Source organism: Salmonella sp. SAL03688, from assembly GCF_046551895.1.
GTDB lineage: Bacteria > Pseudomonadota > Gammaproteobacteria > Enterobacterales > Enterobacteriaceae > Salmonella > Salmonella enterica.
This window is the reverse complement of record NZ_JBGDVI010000001.1, coordinates 258,352-279,927: the sequence shown is the minus strand read 5'-3', so window position 1 is coordinate 279,927 and position 21,576 is coordinate 258,352. Positions and strand designations below refer to the sequence as shown.

Genomic DNA, 21,576 nt, shown 5'->3' with positions numbered 1-21,576 from the left:
CCTTTGAACGGGTAATTACTGGCACGGGCGAAGAGGTTTCCTCTCCGCCCGTGCATGCATGTTAAGGGCAGATAAAAAGAGATGGCGAAAAGAGATTACTACGAGATTTTAGGCGTTTCCAAAACAGCGGAAGAGCGTGAAATCAAAAAGGCGTATAAGCGCCTGGCCATGAAATATCATCCGGACCGCAATCAGGGTGATAAAGAGGCCGAAGCTAAATTTAAAGAGATTAAAGAAGCCTATGAAGTGCTGACCGATGCGCAAAAACGCGCAGCCTACGATCAGTATGGTCACGCCGCGTTTGAACAAGGCGGTATGGGCGGCGGATTTGGCGGCGGCTTTAATGGCGGCGCTGATTTCAGTGATATCTTTGGTGACGTTTTTGGCGATATCTTTGGCGGCGGGCGTGGTCGCCAACGTGCGGCGCGTGGGGCTGATTTGCGTTATAACATGGATCTCACCCTGGAAGAAGCGGTGCGTGGCGTGACCAAAGAGATCCGTATTCCGACGCTGGAGGAGTGCGACGTTTGCCACGGCAGCGGCGCGAAAGCTGGCACGCAACCGCAAACCTGTCCGACCTGTCATGGTTCTGGTCAGGTACAGATGCGCCAGGGATTCTTTGCTGTACAGCAGACCTGCCCACACTGTCAGGGACGCGGTACGCTGATCAAAGATCCGTGCCATAAATGTCACGGTCATGGGCGTGTTGAAAAGAGTAAAACTCTGTCCGTTAAAATCCCGGCGGGCGTGGATACCGGCGATCGTATTCGTCTGGCAGGCGAGGGCGAAGCGGGCGAGCATGGCGCACCGGCAGGCGACTTGTACGTTCAGGTCCAGGTGAAACAACACCCTATTTTCGAGCGTGAAGGCAATAATCTTTATTGCGAAGTGCCGATCAACTTTGCGATGGCGGCGCTGGGCGGTGAAATTGAAGTGCCGACGTTAGATGGTCGCGTGATGCTGAAAGTACCGAGCGAAACACAAACGGGCAAGCTGTTCCGTATGCGCGGCAAAGGCGTGAAGTCCGTACGCGGTGGCGCGCAGGGCGATTTGCTGTGCCGTGTGGTGGTTGAAACGCCGGTCGGTCTGAGCGAAAAACAGAAGCAATTGCTAAAAGATCTTCAGGAAAGTTTTGGCGGCCCGACGGGAGAGAAAAACAGCCCGCGTTCAAAAAGCTTCTTTGACGGCGTGAAAAAATTCTTTGACGATTTGACTCGCTAATCTTTTTCCCGTTGTATTTTTCTTCAGCCCGGGTGTATATCCGGGCTTTTTTCTGCCTGTACGCGCCCAGGCTTCTGTTAAACGCATCGTATCCTCTCATTTGTTGATATTTTGTTTTTACTGATAAACAAATTGATGTTAATCAGCAGTTTTGTATACGCTTATTCTTTAAAAAAACGTGATGTGATGACATTAATGATTGCTTTTTTAGATGCTGTGAATTGATTTATCTTGAGTATTATCTATATTGCTTTTTTTAGTTTCCGGAGGCAGACAGCGAATGGGATCGAAAGGTGCCAACAAGAGCTTTGATTATAATTTAATCAAAATTCTTGACGCTGTTATTTTGTCAGGAAATGCGGCTATGGCGGCAAAAAAGTTAGGCATTACACCGGCTGCCGTTTCTCTGGCGTTAAAGCGCCTGCAGAGTTATTACCCGGAAGAACTGTTTAGCAGAGGGAAAGGCGGGCTCATCCCCACAGCTAAGGCTGTCGACATTCACCAAAATTTCAGTCAGGTGATGAAACTGGTGGATGACACATTTCTCTGTAATAGCAAAAAAGATGAAGCGTTCCAGATAACGTTATTAGGCAGTGATATTGTTGAAAGCTATTATCTTTCTCAGCTCTATAACAGCGATATATTTGACCGTATTTTGATAAATCATTTCACTGTCAGAAATATGAGTCGGGAGCATATCAGCGAACTTCTGTTTACTGCGCAAGGCGATCTGTTGATTAGTGCCGAACCTTTGCTGGAGTCCGGCATAGAGAATCAAATTATTGATAGTTTTAAATCATTTGTTTGTATCTGTAGCAGTAAACACATGCTGAGTACCCTCTCACAACTGTCGCTACATCATTTTTATTCTTCGCGTCATGCGTTATATCAGCCGGGGATGGGGGCTTCAGTGATATATCATGATAGCGAGTTATTTAAGGATGAGCTTTACTATACTGGCAGGCGTATTGTCGGCTATCGTAGTGATTCGCTTAACGGTTTGATGAGCATGATCGAACGAACCTCATTGATTGCATTGATGCCTTTGAAATTAGCGCTTTTTTATAAAAATCATCGTAAATATGACATTAAGTTTATTCAGCCTCCGCCCGAACTGGCTTTGAAGTCAGTTCAGGTCTATGCATCCTGGAATAAAAATAGTAGAAATATATCGACGATTAATGAGATGGTAAGTATGTTACAAACGCTTTCCTCCTTCCGTCGCTAATACACCTCATTTTTACGCTTTGATTTAATATGGTTTTAAATGATGTGCTTTGATTTTTACCCTTCTGACAGGGCGCTTACACTCCTTGTGTTAATTATTCATTTATAATGATTTCGGAGTGTTAAAATGTCTATTCCCAACCATGTGTCGACAACGGAAGTTGTGCTATTGGAGCTAGAGATCTTACTCACTATTATTTCGATTGGCGCGTGGGGAGGCTTTGTCAGCTATCTTTTACGCAAAGATAAGACAGAATATAATAGTTCTCATGAAAGTATTAAATATTGCTTAACGCAGATCGTGATTTCCTGCTTCACCAGTTTCTTGTTAAGCGCGATTGCAATCGAAAAAGAATGCAGTTTCAACATTGTTCTGTTGGCGGCAGGCTTAGGCGGTGTTTTCGCGAGTCCGATCTTAAAAATTCTTGGGCGGCGGATTAAAAAAATTATCGAAGGAAATAATTCAGATTAATTATCATTCGCAGTATCAGGCTCATCCGTGAGCCTTTTACGCGTTTTTTTTCAGCCGGGTCTAGGTCACTCTATTCTTGATCCAGCCATAAATAAATTGTTCGTTATTGTGGTTTTTCTCAGCAACGTTTAAGTAGTACGTGCCCTGACTGCAATTGAGGGCTTTCACCAAAACGGCTTCCCCTTCCTGGCCTCGCCAGGCCAAATAATGTTCGAGAGCGGCAAGCGTCCGCGGGCCAATATTGCCATCCACATGAATATCCGGGTAGCGTTTACCTTCGTGATTAAAGACGTTCAACCAGCGTTGCAGCCACGCGCTGGGGTGGTAAGCGCCTATGTTGACTGCCGCATCGCACAGCTCGAAGGAGACTGGCCACGATAGCGTCGAGATGACGTCAAAGCCTGGTTTTATCCAGTAATCCTCTTCGAGAATCGCGTAGGCTTCAGCGTGGGTCAGATCCCGCATATCGCCAGCATATCCATGCGCTCGCGCCGTGGCTTCGGTAATGCCCCAATGGGTGGCGCCGCCTTTATCTTTAGGGTTAAATACGTAACCGCCTTCAAGCGCAATAATTCCATCTATAATTGGATTCATCTTCCCTTTCCTTCGCTTAGTGAATATGCAGATACATGAGAGAACCTAACGTTACTGAAAATACGGTCGTCAGGGCGGCGATGGTTTGCCGTACAATCTGTTTTTTTCTTCCCTTTGTTTCGCTATCCGTCGCGATAATGGCGATATCACTATTCACTTTGAGACCTTGTCTTGGAATGGTAATAAAAAGATCGTTAATACCAAGCGCTTTAAGGTCACGTCTGATTAAATAGAGAATCTGCGTTAGATTTGCATCATTAACATAGTGGCTTCGACTTCCCCATAACGCAGTGGTTATTTTTTGTCGCTCGATAATCTCCAGATGAGCATTCTCGATGATGAAACTGAGGCATTTGGCTCTCATCGCAGTCATTTTAATAACCTGTGAATTTGAGACCGTCCTCAGTTCATATTTACCTTCATTGTAAATGCAGTTGCTATTAATGATATAAGTTTTCATAACGTCTTCCTTTAGAAATGTACATCCTGGTTGTCTGTGGTGACTATATTGTATGAGAAATGTCTTAATCCAATAAATGTCACTGGTTTTATTGTATTGTCATTGTCTATAGCGAGTGTAATCACATTATTTCATTGAAATTAAATGATATTTAATTACATGATAAATGATATTTACTATGCTCTCACCAGAACGGACTAAGCGGGCGCTGAGAGATGTTGTTTTCTCTTCGACAGACGGTGTTGTTAACCTCATTTTTATGATTTTTATATCATCTAAAAAGATGATGTTTTGTGATTAGCTATTTTTTATGCCTGTAACGATTATGGACCCCGCAGAACGAGCTGCGACAATTTTGAAACGTAAAAGGAAATTTGAAAATGGCTACAAGCAAACTGATTCAAGGCGATACAATTACTGAAACTACTCATGCAGCGAATGGTTTTGACCCTGCAACAAGCGATGATAAAATAAGCTATACTTCCGCTCGTGTTGCGAAACCGGTATACAATAAATATAAAAATTCCACGACTAAACCGAAGGTATTCGGTTATTACACCGACTGGTCACAGTATGACAGCCGTCTGCAAGGCAATATGTCCCAACCGGGCCGTGGTTATGATTTAACCAACGTTTCACCGACGGCTTATGACAAACTGATTTTCGGCTTTGTTGGCATCACCGGTTTCAGAAAAATTGATAAAGAAGACCGCGACGTCGTAGCAGAAGCGGCAGCACAGTGCGGTAAAGTGAAATATGAGCCGACCTTCCTCGATCCGTGGGGTGATTTCCAGTCTTATATCAACCTGGGTTTTGAAACCAGCGGCTGGGATGTTGATCCGAAAACCGTGACCCAGGCTAACGCCAAAGGTATGCTGGGCGCGCTGCGTGATATGCAGGCAAAAGCGAAAGCCGCAGGCCACACGCTGGCGCTCTCCATGAGTATCGGCGGCTGGAGCATGAGTAACGGGTTCCACGAAACTGCCGCTTCTGACTCTTCTCGTAAAACCTTCGCCAAAGGCGTGGTGAAACTGTTCAAACAGTTCCCGATGTTCAGCGAAGTGGATATTGACTGGGAATACCCGAACGATGAAGGGGCGGGCAACCCGTTTGGTCCGGAAGATGGCGCTAACTACGCGCTGCTGATTGCCGAACTGCGTAAACAGCTGGATTCCGCTGGTCTGAGCAATGTGAAGATCTCTATTGCCGCTTCTGCTGTCACTACTATTTTTGACTATGCGAAAGTAAAAGATCTGATGGCTGCCGGCCTGTATGGCATCAACCTGATGACCTATGACTTCTTCGGTACGCCGTGGGCGGAAACGCTGGGCCACCACACTAACCGCAAAGCGCTGGAAGAGGGCGGCTGGGCTGTCGAAACTATCGTTGATCACCTGCTGGCGGAAGGTTTCTCCGCTGACCGTATCAACATCGGTTATGCCGGCTATACCCGTAACGCTCGTCAGGTAGAAATTGAATCCCTGTCGCCGCTGAAAGGTTCTTACAACCCAGGTTCAGGCCCTACTACCGGTTCCTTCGAATCCGGCACCAGCGAATGGTATGACGTCATTTATAGCTACCTGGATCTGGAAAACCAGAAAGGCCGTAACGGTTTCAACGTTTACACCGACCAGGTCGCTGATGCTGACTACCTGTATAGCCCGGAATCCAAACTGTTTTTATCCCTGGATACGCCGCGTACCGTCAAAGCAAAAGGCGAATATGCAGCGAAACTGGGCCTGGGCGGCGTGTTTACCTGGACTATCGATCAGGACAACGGCGTGCTGGTTAACGCCGTGCGTGAAGGTCTGGGTTATGAAATCGAATCTGAAGTTATCGATATGGAACCGTTCTACTTTGAAGGTATCAATGTAGAAAAAGATGAAGAGCAGAGCGACAGCGACGACGCGCAGAAGGTCAATCACGCGCCGAAAGCGGCGATTGAACTGCTGGTCGTAGGCGGATCTACGGTACAGCTGTCTGGCGCAGGCTCTTCTGATGAAGATAACGATGAGCTGTCCTTTAGCTGGGGCGTGCCTTCTCAAATCACTGTGGCAGACAAAACGGCTGAAATCATTGAGGTTGTGGTACCGGAAGTTAGCGAAAAAACAGCCTTCCAGTTCACCCTGTTTGTACGCGACTGCTACAACGAACCGTCCTCTCAACAGCGCTTTGTTCTGACGGCTGTGCCTGCGCTATCTCAGGTTCAACCGGAACCGGAAGAGGAAGAGGAAGAGGAAGAAGAGATTATCGTTCCTGTACCGGACGAGGAAGAAGATACCACGCCGGCTGAGGATGATACGCCAGCAGATGACAAAACGTCACCTTACGCGCAGTGGGATGCTTCTACCGTTTATGGCGCAAACTGGGGTTCTTTCGAAATCGTTAGCTGGAAAGGCCATAACTATCAGGTGAAATGGTGGTCTATGGGCGACCAGCCTGACCTGAACTGCGGTGTCGGCGGTGCATGGACCGATCTTGGCGCTTACTAATACACGGCATTAAGCACGATGTATTGGGCTTCATGATTCAAGCCCCGGTTTACCGGGGCTTTTCTCCACCAGGGACAGAGGAAGAGCAGACCATGACCATTTCCATCCATGCCAGCGCATTTGACGTCAACAGCTGGTATCAAAAAATCACCTTAACCTTCATCAATGAGAGCGGTAATGCGGTCGATATGAACCATGCCGCAATATCATTCACGGCTTCCGGGCACATCGATCCATGGGGAAATAGCGGCGGTACGCTCAAAGGGAACCTGCCGCTTACGCTGAATGAGAGTTCGTATGGCACGCTGGAAACTAACAACATCATCATTAATAACAGCGATGCATTACTTCTTCAGCCGGGCGAACGCGGGACGCTCTCTTTCAGCCTCGCGGCGACGCAGGTGCCGGTAAAAATGTCCGCCATCACCTTGACGCTGTCGTCATCGTCATCCGAAGACGCAGAGTCTGAAACTCCATCCGATCAGGAGACGCCAGCGATACCCGCCGCAGACGAACAACCCGCCGAACCCGATGTGCCGGAAAAGGACAATGACCTTCAGGAACGCGGCCTTACGCTTAACGTTAGCGAGTTGAATACCGCGAGTTGGTATCAACGCGTCACCTTTACGCTGACCAACCTCTACGCTCAGGCGGTAGATCTCAATCAGCTTCAACTGAATTTTACGGCCAGCGCGCACCCCGATCCCTACAGTCCGTTTCAGGGAACAATGCTGGGGAATCAGGCCGTGACGCTGGCCAGCGATGGGGGATGGCCCATCGAGAAGAATACCATCACCATTAATCATGACGGCGCGCTGATGCTGGCGGCGGGGGATACCGCCGAATTACAGTGCTATCTGGCTGCCACGCAGATGCCAGTTGCCATCAGCGATTTGAGCGCGACGTTGGCCCATGACCCTGCCCGTCAGGGAAAAATTTGTGTTCATTTTCCTGCCATGACGCAGACCGTGGCGCTCAAACCGGCAATTGAGCTGCTGTTTCCTGCCGGCGAAACCCGGCGCTTTGTCGGTGAGTGGGGAGAGGTTCTGACAATAAGCGATCTTAGCGCAGGAACGTATCGGCTTACCGTACCGGTACTGGCGAATGATGAGATGCAAATCGCGCCAGTCGAGTCCTCTTTTACCGTTACGCTGCAATCCGGCGATGCCGCCGCGCAGGTCCAGGTATCCTGTCTGCCGATTGTCCGTTATGCCAGCGCGCGTCTGATGATTGACGCCCCTGCGCTTGGTAATGCGAAATTGACCGTTGATATCGCCGATGCTACGCAAGCGGATGAGCGTACCGTCACGCTGATCGCTAACCAACCGCAGTTAATCACCCGGCTACTGGCGGGGCATCATTATACGGTCAATCTGCAGCCTGCGATGATTAATAACCGCTTTATATCGGCCCCCATACAGCTTACGGGGTTTATCCCTGCTGCGGCGCAGGTTGCCGAGGTTGCTGTCGCTTACCAACAGTCAGCGCTCGACACGGCGAGTTTCGTGACGGTGGATGCCACTATACTGGGCCTGCCCGATGGCGTCGCGCCGCAGCGTTATCTGTTCAGCAGCGGTAAATATCAGTACTCATTAATGCTGGAGAGCGGCAGCGATCGGCAGACGTTGGCATTACGCTTGGCGCCCGGGCTGTATGATGTTCAGACGGACGACATTTTCATCGACAGTGTGCCGTGGCGTTGTGAACAGGCCGGGCCGCTACGGTTGTTGCAAAAGGTCAACCATGTGGCGCTGGAGTTTCTGCCCGGCGTGACGCTACAGGTAAAAGGTTGGCCTGATTACCTTGCTCATGGCGGCGTGACGGTTAACGCGCCAGAGACGGTTTCTCTTTATCGCGATATACCGTTTAGCGCGTTGTTTAAATACGATGGTTTTGACGGCGGCGGCGATCCGGTTCCGGCCGCGGAGGTTGACGTGAACGGGGATGGTTTTCTGGATTACGCGACGTTACCGATCCATAAAACCGTTGCGCTGGTGCGCCAGATAGAAAAAGAAGCCGGGCGTAGCGTCATGCCGGTAATGGTCATTTATACCGCGAATGCCAGCGGCGGTAGCGCGCTGGCGGATTTACAGGATGCGCAAAAGCTACGTAACCATTTTGGTAACTTTATTACCCAGTGTCTGGCGGCGCAGTCATACAAAGATGAGACGCATCCTGTCCCGGCCACCTTTGTGCTTAACCCGGATTTTCTCGGGGCGCTACAGCAAGGACCGTATGGCTATACCGTAGTACGGCAAAAAAACAGTGTGCCGGTGAATGCCCAACTGGCGGCGGCGATACAAGCATTACCGGCGATGGCTGGCTTTATCGCGCCTTCGTTGCCGACGTTTAGCGACGATCTCTACGGCTATATTCAGGCGGTGAACTATCTTGTTCGTCAGTTTGCCCCGGATGTGGCTTTTGGCTGGCAGACGAATGTCTGGGCGACAGGAACGGCGGACTGGGTGCTGCGCGATACCGCTGATCCGGTAGCTGAAGGGCAGGCGATCGCCGGATTTATTCATGAACTGGGCGTTTATAGTGGAGAATATGCGCCGGACTTTATTGCGTTTGATAAATTTGAGCGTGACTGTTTCAGTCCTGATGCGCTTGCCCACTATGGCTGGAATGCGACATGCTGGCTTAATTACCTGGCGATGGTCAAACAGGTGACGAAAGTGCTGCTGACGCCCGCCATGCTGTGGCAAATCCCTGGCGGCCATATGCCTACAGTAGAAGAGGGCGTCAGTAAAATCAGCGCTGCGCACTTTGCATCCGGCGGAACCTTTTTTATGGGTGACGCCCGCATTGGCAGCGATCCTGACACGCTCTCTTTGCAGCTACTCAATACGGCCTTAAATAGCGCGACTTACGGCGTCCCGACCGTCGGCGACTTTTTACGTAAAGATAAAGGGTATGACTGGGGCCAGATGCAGGCGCTGAACCTACCGGACTTTAACGTCTTTTCGATCTTATGGGGCGGTGGTTCTACTATCAGTATTACGACAATCCATTCTAACGGTGAAGACGGCGGCTGGCTGGCGGATAAAATGGTAGAGTATTATGCTGCTCCACGCTATTTCAGATAATATCACTGCTTATTTGCATTAATCTGGACTATTAGTTTGAGATTCGAAGGCGTGTGCTTTCGAATCTCTTTTCTTGCGCCCCCTGACCTCTCATTCTTTATGCGTAATTCGTTATTAATTTTCTGTAATCATTTTGTATTAAGAATTGTCTTAATCTTAAAAATATTGCGTATTAGTGCCTTATGAATACAGAAATACTGCATAGCGATGTTATTTATTATTAATTTAAGTACTTTTTGAGAGGTTATACTGTGGCGCTACATTGAGTAGACAACCGTTAATGAAAAAAAATGATGAACGACGCTTTTGCTAAAGATAATAATGAGAATTCATTACACTCTTTTCTTTTTTCTCAGCAGGCTAAACCTCACGCGGCGATTGATGCCTTATTTTCGGCCTTGTTGCCATTTGGCCAACCGTTTACGCTGGGTATCGGCGATGAGTTTTATTTACAGGCAAATGATGAACACTACATTGTATTACTGGAGTCAGGCGTTGTTTCTTTCTGTCATAATGACAAACGACTCCATATATCTTCATCGTTTGCGCCATCGGTCGTGGGTATGGTTGACAGCTATGGCGCTACCTATAATGTCCCCGCGCGACCGGAACACTTTTTGCTCGCAGAAACGGTTTGTACCGGTAGATTTGTTCGCCTGCCGGATTTTATAAAAATCGCCGATGAATGCGATTTGTGGCACGACGTGGCCCGTTGTCTGGCTTACCGTCTGATGGTGATGAGCGCGCGCGATCGTGAATTAGTCGGCGTCGATTCTTATCTGAAAGTTCGGGCGCTGCTGACTGAAATATGGGCTTATCCACAGGCCTACCGGGAAAGCATTATTGTGTTGAATTTTATTCAACGGCGTACCGGGATATCGCGCAGTCGGACCATGAAGATTCTGTCTGAACTAAAAAAAGGCGGGTATATCCATATTGATAATGGGCGGCTGACGGCGCTCGGAAAACTGCCAGTGGCGTATTAATGCGCTATCCGCAACGATATATTTACATATCTCGACTGAATTTGCCTGATATCGTTAATAAAATGTTTTATTAAAATTTCTTATGAAGGTTATTTTTAAAAAGTCAATATGGCTAAAGGAGATAGGCCGAACGACTGGTGTAAAGTTAATATAAAACAAGAAGTTATGCCTGGTCCTATAAAACCAAATGTCGATGATTGCAACTTGCCGTTGGCTTGCTAATAATTAATAACATCGTTATCTCATTATAACGTAAAGATTAACTCACGACGTTGAGTGGCTGTTTTATTGCCTCTGACATTTATATCAGAACAAGAAGACACTTTTTTTCGCATAAGAAAAAGTCGTGATATTGCTGTGAAGAAATATCAGCAGCCGTTTCGTTAAAAAATCTGATTACCCTCATTTTTATATTTAAAAGGAGCTTGAATGAAAAAGCCTGTACTAGCATTAATGGTCTCTGCAATTGCCTTTGGCGGAATGTTGTCCACCGCGCAAGCGGATACTACAACCGTCACTGGCGGTACGGTAAATTTTGTCGGACAGGTCGTTGACGCCGCCTGTTCTGTTTCCGCTGACTCTGTCGATCAGACCGTGACATTAGGCCAGGTTCGCGCCAGTAAATTAACCGAGGCCGGTATGGTGGCGAATCAAAAAGAAGATTTCACCATTAAACTGGAAGACTGCGATACTCAGACCAGCCAGAATGCGGCGGTGATTTTTAATGGCCAACAGGACGCAAACCAGCCGGGGTCGCTGGCGAATACCGCTGGGGCAGGTTCGGCGACGAATGTGGCATTACAACTTTATGGACCAGATGGCCAGGCGCTGAATATCGGTGAATCGTCCAGTACTGTTACCTTGAACGATGGCGAAAACGTTATTCCGCTTAGCGTGGATTATATCGCTACCGGTACGGCGACTGCTGGTAATGTTACCGCGACGGCGACATTTAGCATGGTTTATTCCTGATTCCTTATCGGGATTTTTTTCTCGTCTGTTGGGAGGCGAGAAAGGGGAGTTACGCGCGTCACTGCGCGTAACAAACCGACGGCATCAGGATATTACGCAGATGAAAAAAAACGTACCGATTTTCCTTCGATTATTGCTACTGCTGTCGGCGGCCGGCCTGTCGTTTGCCGCGCAGGCGGGAGGCATTGCGCTGGGCGCGACCAGGGTGATTTATCCGCAGGGAAGTAAGCAAACCTCCTTGCCGATTATTAATTCTTCTGCCAGCAATGTTTTTTTAATTCAGTCATGGGTCGCCAATGCCGATGGTTCACGCTCGACGGATTTTATCATTACGCCGCCTCTCTTTGTGATCCAGCCTAAAAAAGAAAATATATTACGTATTATGTATGTCGGGCCGTCATTACCGACCGATCGCGAAAGCGTATTTTATTTAAACAGTAAAGCGATACCCTCTGTCGATAAAAATAAATTGACCGGCAACTCCCTGCAAATTGCGACGCAAAGCGTGATTAAGCTATTTATTCGCCCGAAAAATCTGGCGGAGGCGCCAGCTCATGCCCCGTCGACGCTTCGCTGCCGTAACGAGCGCGGCCAGCTAACGATTACTAACCCTTCGCCGTACTACGTTTCGATGGTTGAACTGTACAGCGCGGGGAAAAAACTGCCGAATACTATGGTACCGCCGAAAGGCGCGATCACTCTCCCGGCGACGCCCGGCCAGGTATCTTTGCGCACGGTAAACGATTTTGGCGCAACGACGCCAGCACGCGTTTGTCCAGCTTCATGATGTTATGCGTAATCAGCTTTTCATGACGCGATATTACTCCAGCGTAACTAAACCCGTATTAACCCCGCTGGCGTTGGCTATCGCACTGGCGCCTGCGCCGGGGTGGGCGGAAAACTATTTCAACCCGGCATTTCTGTCTGACGACCCGTCTGCGGTGGCCGACTTATCGACCTTTTCCCGTAATGCCCAGGCGGCGGGGATGTATCGCGTTGACGTTTACCTGAACAATACGTTTCTCGCGACCAGAGACATTGCCTTCCAGGCGGTGAAGACGACGGGAAAAAGCGCGCCCACCGATGACAGCGGATTACGCGCCTGCCTGACGCCTGAAATGCTTAAAAATATGGGAGTAAACACCGGGGCGTTTCCACTGTTGGCGAAGGCGGCGGCGGGAAGTTGCCCGGATCTCGCCAGTGCGATACCGGCCGCCCGGACCCGCTTTGATTTTGCGCAGCAACGTCTCGACATTAGCATCCCGCAGGCGGCGATGGTTGCCAGCGCCAGAGGCTATATCCCACCGCAATACTGGGATGAAGGTATTAACGCGTTGCTATTGAATTACACCTTTACCGGCGCGAATAGTCAGGATCGGAGCCCTGGCGGCAGTGCGGAGAACAGCTATTTTCTTGGATTGAATAGCGGCCTTAATCTGGGGGCCTGGCGGTTACGCGACTACTCCACATGGAACGCGAATAGCGGCGATCAGAATAGCGACAGCGACTGGCAGCACATCAGTACTTATCTGGAACGTGATGTGGTCTTTTTGCAGGGAGAACTGACGGCAGGCGATAGTTATACCCCCTCCGCATTATTCGACAGCCTTCCTTTTCGCGGGCTACAACTGGCGTCTGACGACAATATGTTGCCAGACAGCATGAAGGGCTTCGCGCCGACCATTCACGGCATTGCCAGAAGCAACGCGCAAGTGACCATTCGGCAAAACGGCTACATCATCAATCAGCGCTATGTGCCGCCCGGGGCATTTACTATTAATGATCTCTATCCTACCGCCGCCAGCGGCGATTTGACTGTGGAAGTCAAAGAATCCGACGGTTCTATTAATCGCTATAACGTGCCCTATTCCGCCGTGCCGATTCTACAACGAGAAGGGCGGCTGAAGTATGCGGCGACGGTGGCGGAGTATCGCAGCGATAGTAGTCAAAAAGAGAAGGTGAAATTCAGTCAGGCGACCTTGATATGGGGGTTACCGCATGGTTTTACGCTGTATGGCGGAACACAACTTTCCAGTCATTATCACGCGCTGGCGATCGGCAGCGGCGCAAATCTGGGCGACTGGGGCGCGGTGTCGCTGGATGTCACCCAGGCTACCAGTACGCTGGCGGATAATAACACCTACCAGGGGCAATCGCTGCGTTTCCTGTATGCCAAATCGCTTGCACAGTCAGGAACCAATTTACAGCTTATGGGCTATCGCTATTCAACCTCGGGCTTTTATACGCTGGATGATACCACGTGGAAACGGATGAGCGGCTATGACGAGGACGCTCGGACTGACAGCGATAAAAGCAGGCCGGAATGGGCGGATTATTACAATCTTTATTACACCAGGAGGGGGAAAGTACAACTCGATATCAATCAACAGCTAGGCGGGTTGGGATCGCTTTTTATTACCGGCAGTCAGCAAAGTTACTGGCACACTGATGAAAAGGATTCTTTGTTGCAGGTGGGATACAGCGATACGCTGGCGGGTATTGCATGGAGCGTTTCTTACAACAATAACAAATCCGCAGGCGATGCGGAGCGCGATCAAATTTTCGCGCTGAATATCTCGGTGCCGCTAAGTCAATGGCTGCAACACGATGATGAGGTCACGCGCCATCACAATGTTTACGCTACCTTTAGCACCAGTACGGACAAACAGCATAACGTTACGCAGAATGCGGGCCTTAGCGGCACACTGTTGGACGAAAACAATCTTAGTTACAACATACAGCAAGGCTATCAGAATCACGGTATTGGCGAAAGCGGCGCCGCCAGCCTGGAATACGATGGCGCGAAAGGCAACGCCAATATTGGCTATAACGTTAGCGATAACGGCGATTACCAGCAGGTGAATTATGGCCTGAGCGGCGGCCTGGTAGCGCACGCGCATGGAGTGACGCTAAGCCAGCCGTTAGGCAATACCAATATTTTGATTGCCGCGCCGGGCGCAGCCAATGTCGGCGTTGTCGACCAGCCGGGTATTCATACGGACGCGCGTGGCTATGCGGTGGTGCCGTATGCGACGACATATCGCCAAAACCGTATGGCGCTGGACGTTAACGCCATGGCGGATGATGTCGATATTGATGACGCGGTGACTCGCGTTGTGCCGACCGAAGGCGCGCTGGTTCTGGCCAGCTTTAAAGCGCGGGTTGGCGCGCGTGCCCTGGTAACGCTGAATCATAACGGTAAGCCTGTACCCTTTGGCGCAACGGTGACGGTGAATGATCGCCATGCGGAGGCGATTGTTGACGAGGCCGGGGAAGTCTATCTTTCCGGGTTGTCAGCGCAAGGCGTTCTGCACGTTCGCTGGGGGAACCGGCCGGATCAACAGTGCGTCGCGTCCTATCATCTCTCTTCCTCCCGTCAGATTCTGAGTCGACAACATGCGGAGTGTCATTAAATGAAAATACCTCTTTTATTTGCTCTGCTGGCGGGAAGTGTCGTATCGCAGTACGCACACGCAGACGTGTGTAAAAACGTTAACGGTGTACCTTCCAGTATTAATTACGATTTAACGACCACTCTGACGGCAGAACAAAACCAGGTGGGAAAGACGGTTCAACTGGAAAAAAGCCAGGAAGTTAATGTACAGGCGGTGTGTCCCGCTGGCGCGTCGACCTATAGCCAGACTTATCGCTCCTATGTGTCGCCATATCCGGTCGTAGAAACGAGCGGTAACTGGAAATATTTAAAGCTGGACCCGGACTACCTGGAAGGCGGAATGCGAATTGAGGATTCTTCGGCGGGCGATATCTATCCGCCAATGAACAACGTTCTGATGGGATATGATGAAAATGTGAAAGCGGGTCAACCGTTTTACGTTCGTGACTCAAATCTGGAGTTTCAGCTCAAAATTGTTAAACCGTTCGTCGGCACGGTGAATATTAGTCCTAAGACTATGTTCAATGTTTATGTCATGACCGCCGCAGGCGATCCGCTGACAGATGTCGTATACAGCATTCTTTATAGTGGAACGGTGACCGTACCGCAAAGCTGCGAAATCAACGCCGGACAAACGATTCTGGTGAATTTCGGCGCATTATACAGCGGCAATTTCAACCATGCAGGCCAAAAGCCGGAGGGGGTACGAGCGAAAAAATTCAGCGTACCGGTAAAGTGCAGCGGTCTGGATTCGCAGGTCAATTTAACGATGCGTCTTATCGCTACGCCGGATAGCCACGTTCCCCAGGCTATCGCTTCGGATAATGCCGATGTCGGCGTAGTGGTCGAAACCGATGAAGGAAACGCGCTTATCCCCAATGATGCACAGAGCGTCGCGCCTTTTATCACCGATAGCGCCGGACGCGCTAACATCACATTGCAAGCCTACCCGGTAAGTACAACAGGCGAAACGCCTGCGGAAGGGGCGTTTACCGCACTGGCCAGCCTGCGAGTGGACTTTGACTAAATGAACAGATCACACTGCGCTCTTTTTGCCATGGGACTAATGCTGTGTCCACAAATCAATGCCAGCGCTGACGACCTCGCTTATAACCTCGAATTTACCGGCACTATTGTGGCGCAAACCTGCGACATAGATATTTCCAGTCTCAGTCAAAGTATTGATTTAGGACAGTTTGCGGTTGGCGATTTTCCTTCGACAGGAACAACGACAAAATTTAAGCCCTTTAATATCAACCTCAAAAATTGTTCCCGAGGAATTGCCGGGGCGAAGATCTGGTTTACTGGCGAACCCGATCCGGACAATCCCGCGCTACTGGCGATAACCGATACCGGAATGGGAAGCGGAAACATGTTAGCAAGCGGGGTTGGGGTGGAAATTCTGAATGATGATCAGGATACCATCAGTATCAATAATGCCGACTCGGTGGTCTATCCGTTGAAAGCCGGACGCAACACGCTGTCTTTTTATATTCGCTATAAATCGACCCGGCCGACGGTCACGTCCGGGAACGCGACGGCGGTCATGTATTTCGATATGCAGTATGAATGAGGAGCCATCGTAATTATGCGTAACGATATCCTGTACGGCATCGGGATGCTGCTGGCGGCATCCGGCGTCCAGGCGCACGATGGCCGGGTCTATGTTTCCGGAACCATCACGGACAATACGTGTTCGCTCTCTCCAGGCTCGGAAAATATTAACGTGGCGATGGGCGCGGTTTCTCAACGGCAGTTTTATCGCGCAGGCGACGGTTCCGCATGGCAACCTTTTGCTATCGATTTACAGAACTGCGGCAGCACTGCCAGCGGCGTAACGGTCAGTTTTAGCGGTGCGGCGGACAGTCGTAATACGGATTTATTGGCGCTTACCGCAGGGGAAAGCGACGCTTCAGGCATTGGGATTGCGCTTTATGATCAAAATAAAACCTTAATCCCACTGGGGCAGGAGAGTGATGTGGTGACGCTCAGTCCGGGCCAGGCGTCGGCGCATCTGCAATTTTACGCGCGTTATCTTGCCGATGGCGGCAAGATAACGCCCGGGGACGCCAATGCCTCCGCAACCTTCATTCTTGCCTATGAATAAGTTCTTTTTACGCTGCGCGATATATTGGTGCTTGCTTCCCATATCATGGGCGCAGGCTGGCGTGGTAATTGGCGGTACTCGCTTTATCTATCATGCGGGCGCCCCGGCATTAAGCGTACCGGTAAGTAACCATTCAGAAGCGTCCTGGTTAATTGATACGCATATTTTACCTGGTGGCCGCTGGCCTGGAACCAAAAACGAAGGGAATATCACGCCCTTCGTAGTCACGCCGCCATTATTTATGCTTTCAGCGCGCCAGGAAAACTCAATGCGGGTGGTTTATACCGGCGGACCGCTACCCGCCGACAGGGAAAGTCTGTTTACCTTGAGTATCGCCGCTATTCCCTCCGGTAAACCGGAAGCGAACCGTGTACAAATGGCGTTTCGTTCGGCTTTAAAATTGCTCTATCGCCCTGAGGGACTCGCCGGCAATCCGCAGCAGGCCTACCGGCATCTGATCTGGTCGCTTACCCCCGATGGCGCGACGGTACGCAATCCGACACCCTATTACGTTACGCTCTTTTTATTACGCGCTAATGAGCGCGCCCAGGACAACGCCGGGGTTGTGGCTCCCTTTGCAACGCGTCAAACGGACTGGTGCCGGCACACGGTTCGCTGCACTGTGCGCTGGCAAAGTATTAATGACTATGGGCGGGTAATGACAGCGCAAACCGTGGATCTGACGCGTATTCATTAACCTTTTTTTCAGGCGTCTCCCGATAGCGGGAGGCTTTCCGATCTTATCGAACGAGACTTTTATTATGTATTATCACGCGTTAAAACTTTCCCGACTGGCGATGTTGACGTTGGCAGGCGTTGCCGTATCCGCCTCGGCAATCGCCGCCGATTCTGCCCCGACGTCGCAAATTGGCCCGACGGCGGAAGCCTACATCGTCAGTCATCCGGATAAAGTGGGAGAGGTGGTGGCAACGTATTTGGCCGAACATCCGGAATTTTTGGTCGCCGCCAGCGAGACGTTGCATCAGCGTCAGCAGATTGCGCAACAACAGGCGTATGTTCAACTGGCATTACAGTATCGTGCTGAGTTGCTCAGTAGCAGCAGTCCTTCCGTTGGGCCCAACGAGGCAAAAGCGGCGGTGGTGATGTTCTTTGATTACCAGTGCTCGTGGTGCAGCAAAATGGCGCCTGTGGTCGAAAACCTGATTAAGGCGAACCCGGATACCCGGTTTATTTTCAAAGAGTTTCCTATTTTTTCCTCCCGCTGGCCAGTATCCGGACTGGCGGCCAGAGTCGGCGAACAGGTATGGCTTACCCAGGGCGGGGCGAAATATCTCGACTGGCATAATGCGCTTTATGCCACAGGGAAGGTGGAAGGCGCGTTAACGGAACACGATGTCTACACCCTGGCGCAACATTATCTAACGCCGACGCAGTTGGCCGCCGTAAAAGAAGCGCAAAGCAGCGGTGCAGTACATGATGCGCTCCTCACTAACCAGGCACTGGCGCAGCATATGGACTTTAGCGGCACGCCTGCTTTTGTCGTCATGCCTCAGACGCAAAACGGTGATGTAAAACGGGTGACCGTGATCCCGGGAAGCACGACTCAGGATATGTTGCAAATGGCGATTCAGAAAGCGAAGGGGTGATATTCGCTCAGAGGAGAACGCACAGGAGTGAAAGTAAAATGAAGTCTATGCGTTGCGTCATACCGGTGATTTTACTTTCCTTTATCGTTCATGAAGGGACAGCGAAACCGACCGCTCAGATTCATTTTATGGGATCGGTTGTTGAGGCAGGCTGCTGGAATGACGTGGGAACCTTAGAAATTCAATGCCATAATAAAGAGGGAATTGAACGTTATATTATTGTCGAGAATATTATCACGCCGATATCGTCTCCTCATGCAACGGTAAAACGAGATTATTTGGATGAAGATAAGCAATTAACAGTGCTACGCATTGTCTATGACTGAACCGCGTAGCAGACCGCAGATGGTGTCCCGTCAGTGTCGTGTGAGGATATTATGAAAAATGTTCTCACCTTCCCGGGACACGGTCTACAGACTTTATCTTCAGATAAACGGTGCTAAAAAGAAAAGCACGATCAATAAAAAAAGAGTGGGAATACCAATGGATATAATTTTATTACATCGGTGAGTATGATGTTGAATAGCTTGTGGCGGTATGTCAGCAGCGTCAATGATAAATCTTTCATCGATTTTTATCCCCTGCCTGGGGAGCGTAACAAACAGTTCGAAAAGCCCGATTTGTTGTAAATCTCGTCTCAGCAGATAAAGAAGTTGCGTCAAATTAGCATCGCTAACAAATTGACTTCGCTCTCCCCAAACTGCGTGTGAAATCATCTCCCGCGTAATCAGTTTCTTGTAGGCATTTTCAAAAAGATAGCTTAAACAACGCGCACGCATTAGCGTCACCTTTAGCACTTTTTTATCATGTAATGATATTATTTCTCTTAACGACTCATTATAAATAAATTCGTTATTAATAGTATATTGTCTCATGAATTCACTCCGTTTTGATATTCATAAGGTAAGTTTCACACTGTCAGTGTGTTCACTGGCGGTAAAGTACTCCTTACATCAGTACGGATAAGCGTAGAGAACCGCAAAGAAATAAGAGAATCATTTGTGATTAAACAGGATAATATTATGCTTTTTTACTTTTTTATAAAGTGTGCCAGATGTTTTTGATGTTTTTTATAAAATAGCATCATGTGTTTTTATTTCACACAGGCTGAAATGATATCAATAAAATTATAATTTAATAACAAATAGGTAGAGGGAATGATTTACTTATTGAAATAAGTGTGGTGCAAGGTTAATCTGCGCCTTAAATGATGGTGCCAGATTATACCAGCCAGGATAACCTATATGCGGCCAATAAAAAATGCAAAAAAAATTGACTACAATCTGATCAAAGTGTTCGATACGGTTATTACTGAAGGAAATGCAACCAGGGCGGCGAGGAAACTGGATGTCACGCCTGCGGCGATCTCTCAGGCTCTTCTTCGTTTACAAAATCTTTATGGCGAAGACTTATTCATCAGAACCCGCAAAGGATTAGTCCCGTCCAGCAAAGGTAAATCGCTCCACCAGGTATTTCGCCAGGCAATTGAATCTATAGAAAGCACACTGTGCGATAAAACAGATGCTCAGGAGAGTAATGAACTCATTGTTCTGGGAAGTGATATCACTGAAAATTACTATTTTCCGGCATTGCTGGATACTGTGTTGATGAATCGATATATTATTAAACACTATGCGATTAAAAAAACAGGGGAATACTCGCCAGCCTCCATGCTGACGCATGGCTATGCGGATGTCATCATGGGAATTCTGGAAATTAAGAATGAGATGATCGAAAGTTATCTTATTGATAATTTATCTGATTTTGTTTGTGTTTGTGGTGAAAAAAGTCCATTGGTTGGGCTTGAAAAAATGTCTTTATATAATTTTTATGCTGCCAGACATGCTGTTTATCATTCAGATATGTTCTCTTCCTTCACCACTGATAGCATTGATTTATTCAAGAGCAGTACGCCTTATGCGGGGCGCAGGGAAATAGGTTATTATAGTGATTCACTATTTGGAGTTATCGGTGTTGTTGAAAAAAGCGATATGGTTGCGATTTTGCCAGGAAAGATTGCTACTTATTTTAGAGATGTGCGGCGTTATAATATAAAAATACTACGTATGCCTGATGAAATAATTTTTCGTACATTACCCGTTTATGCTTATCTGGCTACAAACAGCACCCATTATAAAAATGCCAAAAAACTGATATCAACATTTCAGTCGACCTTTCTTTTTAGCCAGGAAAAGCAGCCTGACGCTTTGGTTGAAGGAAGCACATCCTTATGCGATTTGTCGGTTTAATATCAAATTATTGTATTAAATAAATAACCGTTATGACCATGGTCAGTAAAGCAAAAAATAATGCTATATATTTATACTCTTCTTTTTTTAAAGAAGAGGGGAGGCAGCTTTTGTTTTCATTGCTGATAATAATGTTAGCATCTACTTTAATACCAGTTCGAGGCACCGTGGAAAAAAACTGGCTCAGGCCAAAGCCTTTAAGATCGCGCCGCAGTAGATATAAAATCTGGGTCAGGTTGGCGTCGCTGATAAATTGACTTCTTTCCCCCCAAAGTTCATTAGTGAGTTGTTTTTTATAAATGCTCTCTTGTTGTGCATGATTCAGCATATATTCCAGACACTTTATGCGCATTGCGGCAATTTTTATCATCTTTCCCGTTTTTATGTTTTTTAGCTCATTGGTCTTATCATTGTAAGTGTGCGTGCTGTTAATTAAATAAATAGTCATGATGTTATTTAATGGGTTTAATTGGGGTGGCGATAATAATATGCATATTAAATTTATGGATCAACTGGCGTGATTGTAATAGCGTCTTTTTTCCAGAGAAAATCGTATCGTGTCACAAAAATGATGGTTTTTTAGAAAAACTAAAATTTTATTTTTAGTCGCTCTAAAAATAAAATGATAGTAGTGTTAATTTTTATCAGTAGATTGATATGCTTTGATTGATTTATTGTTGATATAAAATAATTTGAATTATGGCGC

General features: G+C 48.3%; 20 protein-coding genes. 16 read left to right on the top strand and 4 right to left on the bottom strand.

What is annotated here, in order from left to right; all coding sequences use genetic code 11:
* Window positions 1-81: 81 nt before the first annotated feature.
* The 3 genes from dnaJ (at window position 82) to ACLJR2_RS01215 (ending at window position 2,920) form a co-directional block, all read left to right on the top strand.
* A complete protein-coding gene (gene dnaJ, locus ACLJR2_RS01225) occupies window positions 82-1,221 on the top strand; it encodes a molecular chaperone DnaJ (RefSeq protein WP_001119009.1) in 1,140 nt (379 codons plus the stop codon).
* Window positions 1,222-1,501: 280 nt separating this feature from the next.
* The gene (locus ACLJR2_RS01220) at window positions 1,502-2,449 is read left to right on the top strand and encodes a LysR family transcriptional regulator (protein WP_000534911.1); all 948 of its coding nucleotides are present in this window, start codon (window positions 1,502-1,504) and stop codon (window positions 2,447-2,449) included.
* Between the two features lie 126 nt (window positions 2,450-2,575).
* Window positions 2,576-2,920 carry a phage holin family protein gene (locus ACLJR2_RS01215; RefSeq protein WP_000026889.1) on the top strand — a complete coding sequence of 115 codons (345 nt, stop codon included), beginning with the start codon at window positions 2,576-2,578 and terminating at the stop codon, window positions 2,918-2,920.
* 60 nt (window positions 2,921-2,980) lie between these two features.
* On the opposite strand, the gene ACLJR2_RS01210 is transcribed toward ACLJR2_RS01215, so the two are convergent.
* Window positions 2,981-3,514, bottom strand: coding sequence for a glycoside hydrolase family 108 protein (locus tag ACLJR2_RS01210; protein WP_001068132.1), 534 nt, complete (start codon window positions 3,512-3,514; stop codon window positions 2,981-2,983).
* Between the two features lie 16 nt (window positions 3,515-3,530).
* Window positions 3,531-3,974, bottom strand: coding sequence for a transcriptional regulator (locus tag ACLJR2_RS01205; protein WP_000860681.1), 444 nt, complete (start codon window positions 3,972-3,974; stop codon window positions 3,531-3,533).
* Window positions 3,975-4,354: 380 nt separating this feature from the next.
* Between ACLJR2_RS01205 and ACLJR2_RS01200 the strand changes: the two genes are divergently transcribed.
* From ACLJR2_RS01200 to ACLJR2_RS01145, 12 genes are all read left to right on the top strand, one after another.
* Window positions 4,355-6,466, top strand: a complete 2,112-nt coding sequence (locus ACLJR2_RS01200) for a glycosyl hydrolase family 18 protein (protein ID WP_000235806.1) — start codon at window positions 4,355-4,357, stop codon at window positions 6,464-6,466.
* A 92-nt stretch (window positions 6,467-6,558) separates the two neighbouring features.
* On the top strand, window positions 6,559-9,555 hold the full coding sequence (locus ACLJR2_RS01195) for a hypothetical protein (protein WP_000155805.1): 2,997 nt from the start codon (window positions 6,559-6,561) through the stop codon (window positions 9,553-9,555).
* 290 nt (window positions 9,556-9,845) lie between these two features.
* Window positions 9,846-10,541, top strand: coding sequence for a winged helix-turn-helix transcriptional regulator (locus ACLJR2_RS01190; protein ID WP_000980522.1), 696 nt, complete (start codon window positions 9,846-9,848; stop codon window positions 10,539-10,541).
* A 429-nt stretch (window positions 10,542-10,970) separates the two neighbouring features.
* Window positions 10,971-11,513 (top strand): fimbrial protein BcfA, encoded by a 543-nt coding sequence (locus ACLJR2_RS01185; protein WP_000743357.1) that lies wholly within the window; start codon window positions 10,971-10,973, stop codon window positions 11,511-11,513.
* Between the two features lie 100 nt (window positions 11,514-11,613).
* Window positions 11,614-12,300, top strand: coding sequence for a fimbrial biogenesis chaperone BcfB (gene bcfB / locus ACLJR2_RS01180; RefSeq protein WP_000742551.1), 687 nt, complete (start codon window positions 11,614-11,616; stop codon window positions 12,298-12,300).
* Window positions 12,301-12,304: 4 nt separating this feature from the next.
* On the top strand, window positions 12,305-14,926 hold the full coding sequence (gene bcfC / locus ACLJR2_RS01175) for a fimbrial usher BcfC (RefSeq protein WP_001245866.1): 2,622 nt from the start codon (window positions 12,305-12,307) through the stop codon (window positions 14,924-14,926).
* Entirely contained in the window at window positions 14,927-15,934 is a 1,008-nt protein-coding gene (locus ACLJR2_RS01170) for a fimbrial protein BcfD (RefSeq protein ID WP_000701250.1), read from the top strand.
* On the top strand, window positions 15,935-16,480 hold the full coding sequence (locus tag ACLJR2_RS01165; protein WP_001082038.1) for a fimbrial protein BcfE: 546 nt from the start codon (window positions 15,935-15,937) through the stop codon (window positions 16,478-16,480).
* A gap of 15 nt (window positions 16,481-16,495) precedes the next feature.
* A complete protein-coding gene (locus tag ACLJR2_RS01160; RefSeq protein ID WP_001243233.1) occupies window positions 16,496-17,014 on the top strand; it encodes a fimbrial protein BcfF in 519 nt (172 codons plus the stop codon).
* Window positions 16,980-17,711, top strand: coding sequence for a fimbrial chaperone BcfG (gene bcfG, locus ACLJR2_RS01155; RefSeq protein WP_001135035.1), 732 nt, complete (start codon window positions 16,980-16,982; stop codon window positions 17,709-17,711). Before ACLJR2_RS01160 ends, bcfG begins: the two co-directional genes overlap by 35 nt.
* A 64-nt stretch (window positions 17,712-17,775) precedes the next feature.
* Window positions 17,776-18,621 (top strand): DsbA family protein, encoded by an 846-nt coding sequence (locus ACLJR2_RS01150; protein ID WP_000291393.1) that lies wholly within the window; start codon window positions 17,776-17,778, stop codon window positions 18,619-18,621.
* Window positions 18,622-18,659: 38 nt separating this feature from the next.
* Complete coding sequence (locus tag ACLJR2_RS01145; protein ID WP_000839831.1) at window positions 18,660-18,947, top strand: hypothetical protein; 288 nt, start codon at window positions 18,660-18,662, stop codon at window positions 18,945-18,947.
* Between the two features lie 99 nt (window positions 18,948-19,046).
* Here the strand turns inward: ACLJR2_RS01145 and ACLJR2_RS01140 are convergent, their stop codons facing one another.
* On the bottom strand, window positions 19,047-19,496 hold the full coding sequence (locus ACLJR2_RS01140; protein ID WP_001250361.1) for a transcriptional regulator: 450 nt from the start codon (window positions 19,494-19,496) through the stop codon (window positions 19,047-19,049).
* 369 nt (window positions 19,497-19,865) lie between these two features.
* Here ACLJR2_RS01140 and ACLJR2_RS01135 point away from each other — a divergent pair, with 369 nt between their 5' ends.
* A complete protein-coding gene (locus ACLJR2_RS01135; protein WP_001247388.1) occupies window positions 19,866-20,870 on the top strand; it encodes a LysR family transcriptional regulator in 1,005 nt (334 codons plus the stop codon).
* A gap of 7 nt (window positions 20,871-20,877) precedes the next feature.
* On the opposite strand, the gene ACLJR2_RS01130 is transcribed toward ACLJR2_RS01135, so the two are convergent.
* Window positions 20,878-21,318: a transcriptional regulator gene (locus ACLJR2_RS01130; RefSeq protein WP_000158349.1), complete on the bottom strand. Its 441-nt coding sequence runs from the start codon at window positions 21,316-21,318 to the stop codon at window positions 20,878-20,880.
* Window positions 21,319-21,576 lie beyond the last annotated feature (258 nt).

Bases quoted from the DNA above. Each gene is read 5' to 3' on its own strand.
- dnaJ (WP_001119009.1), top strand. From the start codon at position 82: ATGGCGAAAAGAGATTACTACGAGATTTTAGGCGTTTCCAAAACAGCG.
- ACLJR2_RS01220 (WP_000534911.1), top strand. From the start codon at position 1,502: ATGGGATCGAAAGGTGCCAACAAGAGCTTTGATTATAATTTAATCAAA.
- ACLJR2_RS01215 (WP_000026889.1), top strand. From the start codon at position 2,576: ATGTCTATTCCCAACCATGTGTCGACAACGGAAGTTGTGCTATTGGAG.
- ACLJR2_RS01210 (WP_001068132.1), bottom strand. From the start codon at position 3,514: ATGAATCCAATTATAGATGGAATTATTGCGCTTGAAGGCGGTTACGTA.
- ACLJR2_RS01205 (WP_000860681.1), bottom strand. From the start codon at position 3,974: ATGAAAACTTATATCATTAATAGCAACTGCATTTACAATGAAGGTAAA.
- ACLJR2_RS01200 (WP_000235806.1), top strand. From the start codon at position 4,355: ATGGCTACAAGCAAACTGATTCAAGGCGATACAATTACTGAAACTACT.
- ACLJR2_RS01195 (WP_000155805.1), top strand. From the start codon at position 6,559: ATGACCATTTCCATCCATGCCAGCGCATTTGACGTCAACAGCTGGTAT.
- ACLJR2_RS01190 (WP_000980522.1), top strand. From the start codon at position 9,846: ATGATGAACGACGCTTTTGCTAAAGATAATAATGAGAATTCATTACAC.
- ACLJR2_RS01185 (WP_000743357.1), top strand. From the start codon at position 10,971: ATGAAAAAGCCTGTACTAGCATTAATGGTCTCTGCAATTGCCTTTGGC.
- bcfB (WP_000742551.1), top strand. From the start codon at position 11,614: ATGAAAAAAAACGTACCGATTTTCCTTCGATTATTGCTACTGCTGTCG.
- bcfC (WP_001245866.1), top strand. From the start codon at position 12,305: ATGCGTAATCAGCTTTTCATGACGCGATATTACTCCAGCGTAACTAAA.
- ACLJR2_RS01170 (WP_000701250.1), top strand. From the start codon at position 14,927: ATGAAAATACCTCTTTTATTTGCTCTGCTGGCGGGAAGTGTCGTATCG.
- ACLJR2_RS01165 (WP_001082038.1), top strand. From the start codon at position 15,935: ATGAACAGATCACACTGCGCTCTTTTTGCCATGGGACTAATGCTGTGT.
- ACLJR2_RS01160 (WP_001243233.1), top strand. From the start codon at position 16,496: ATGCGTAACGATATCCTGTACGGCATCGGGATGCTGCTGGCGGCATCC.
- bcfG (WP_001135035.1), top strand. From the start codon at position 16,980: ATGCCTCCGCAACCTTCATTCTTGCCTATGAATAAGTTCTTTTTACGC.
- ACLJR2_RS01150 (WP_000291393.1), top strand. From the start codon at position 17,776: ATGTATTATCACGCGTTAAAACTTTCCCGACTGGCGATGTTGACGTTG.
- ACLJR2_RS01145 (WP_000839831.1), top strand. From the start codon at position 18,660: ATGAAGTCTATGCGTTGCGTCATACCGGTGATTTTACTTTCCTTTATC.
- ACLJR2_RS01140 (WP_001250361.1), bottom strand. From the start codon at position 19,496: ATGAGACAATATACTATTAATAACGAATTTATTTATAATGAGTCGTTA.
- ACLJR2_RS01135 (WP_001247388.1), top strand. From the start codon at position 19,866: ATGCGGCCAATAAAAAATGCAAAAAAAATTGACTACAATCTGATCAAA.
- ACLJR2_RS01130 (WP_000158349.1), bottom strand. From the start codon at position 21,318: ATGACTATTTATTTAATTAACAGCACGCACACTTACAATGATAAGACC.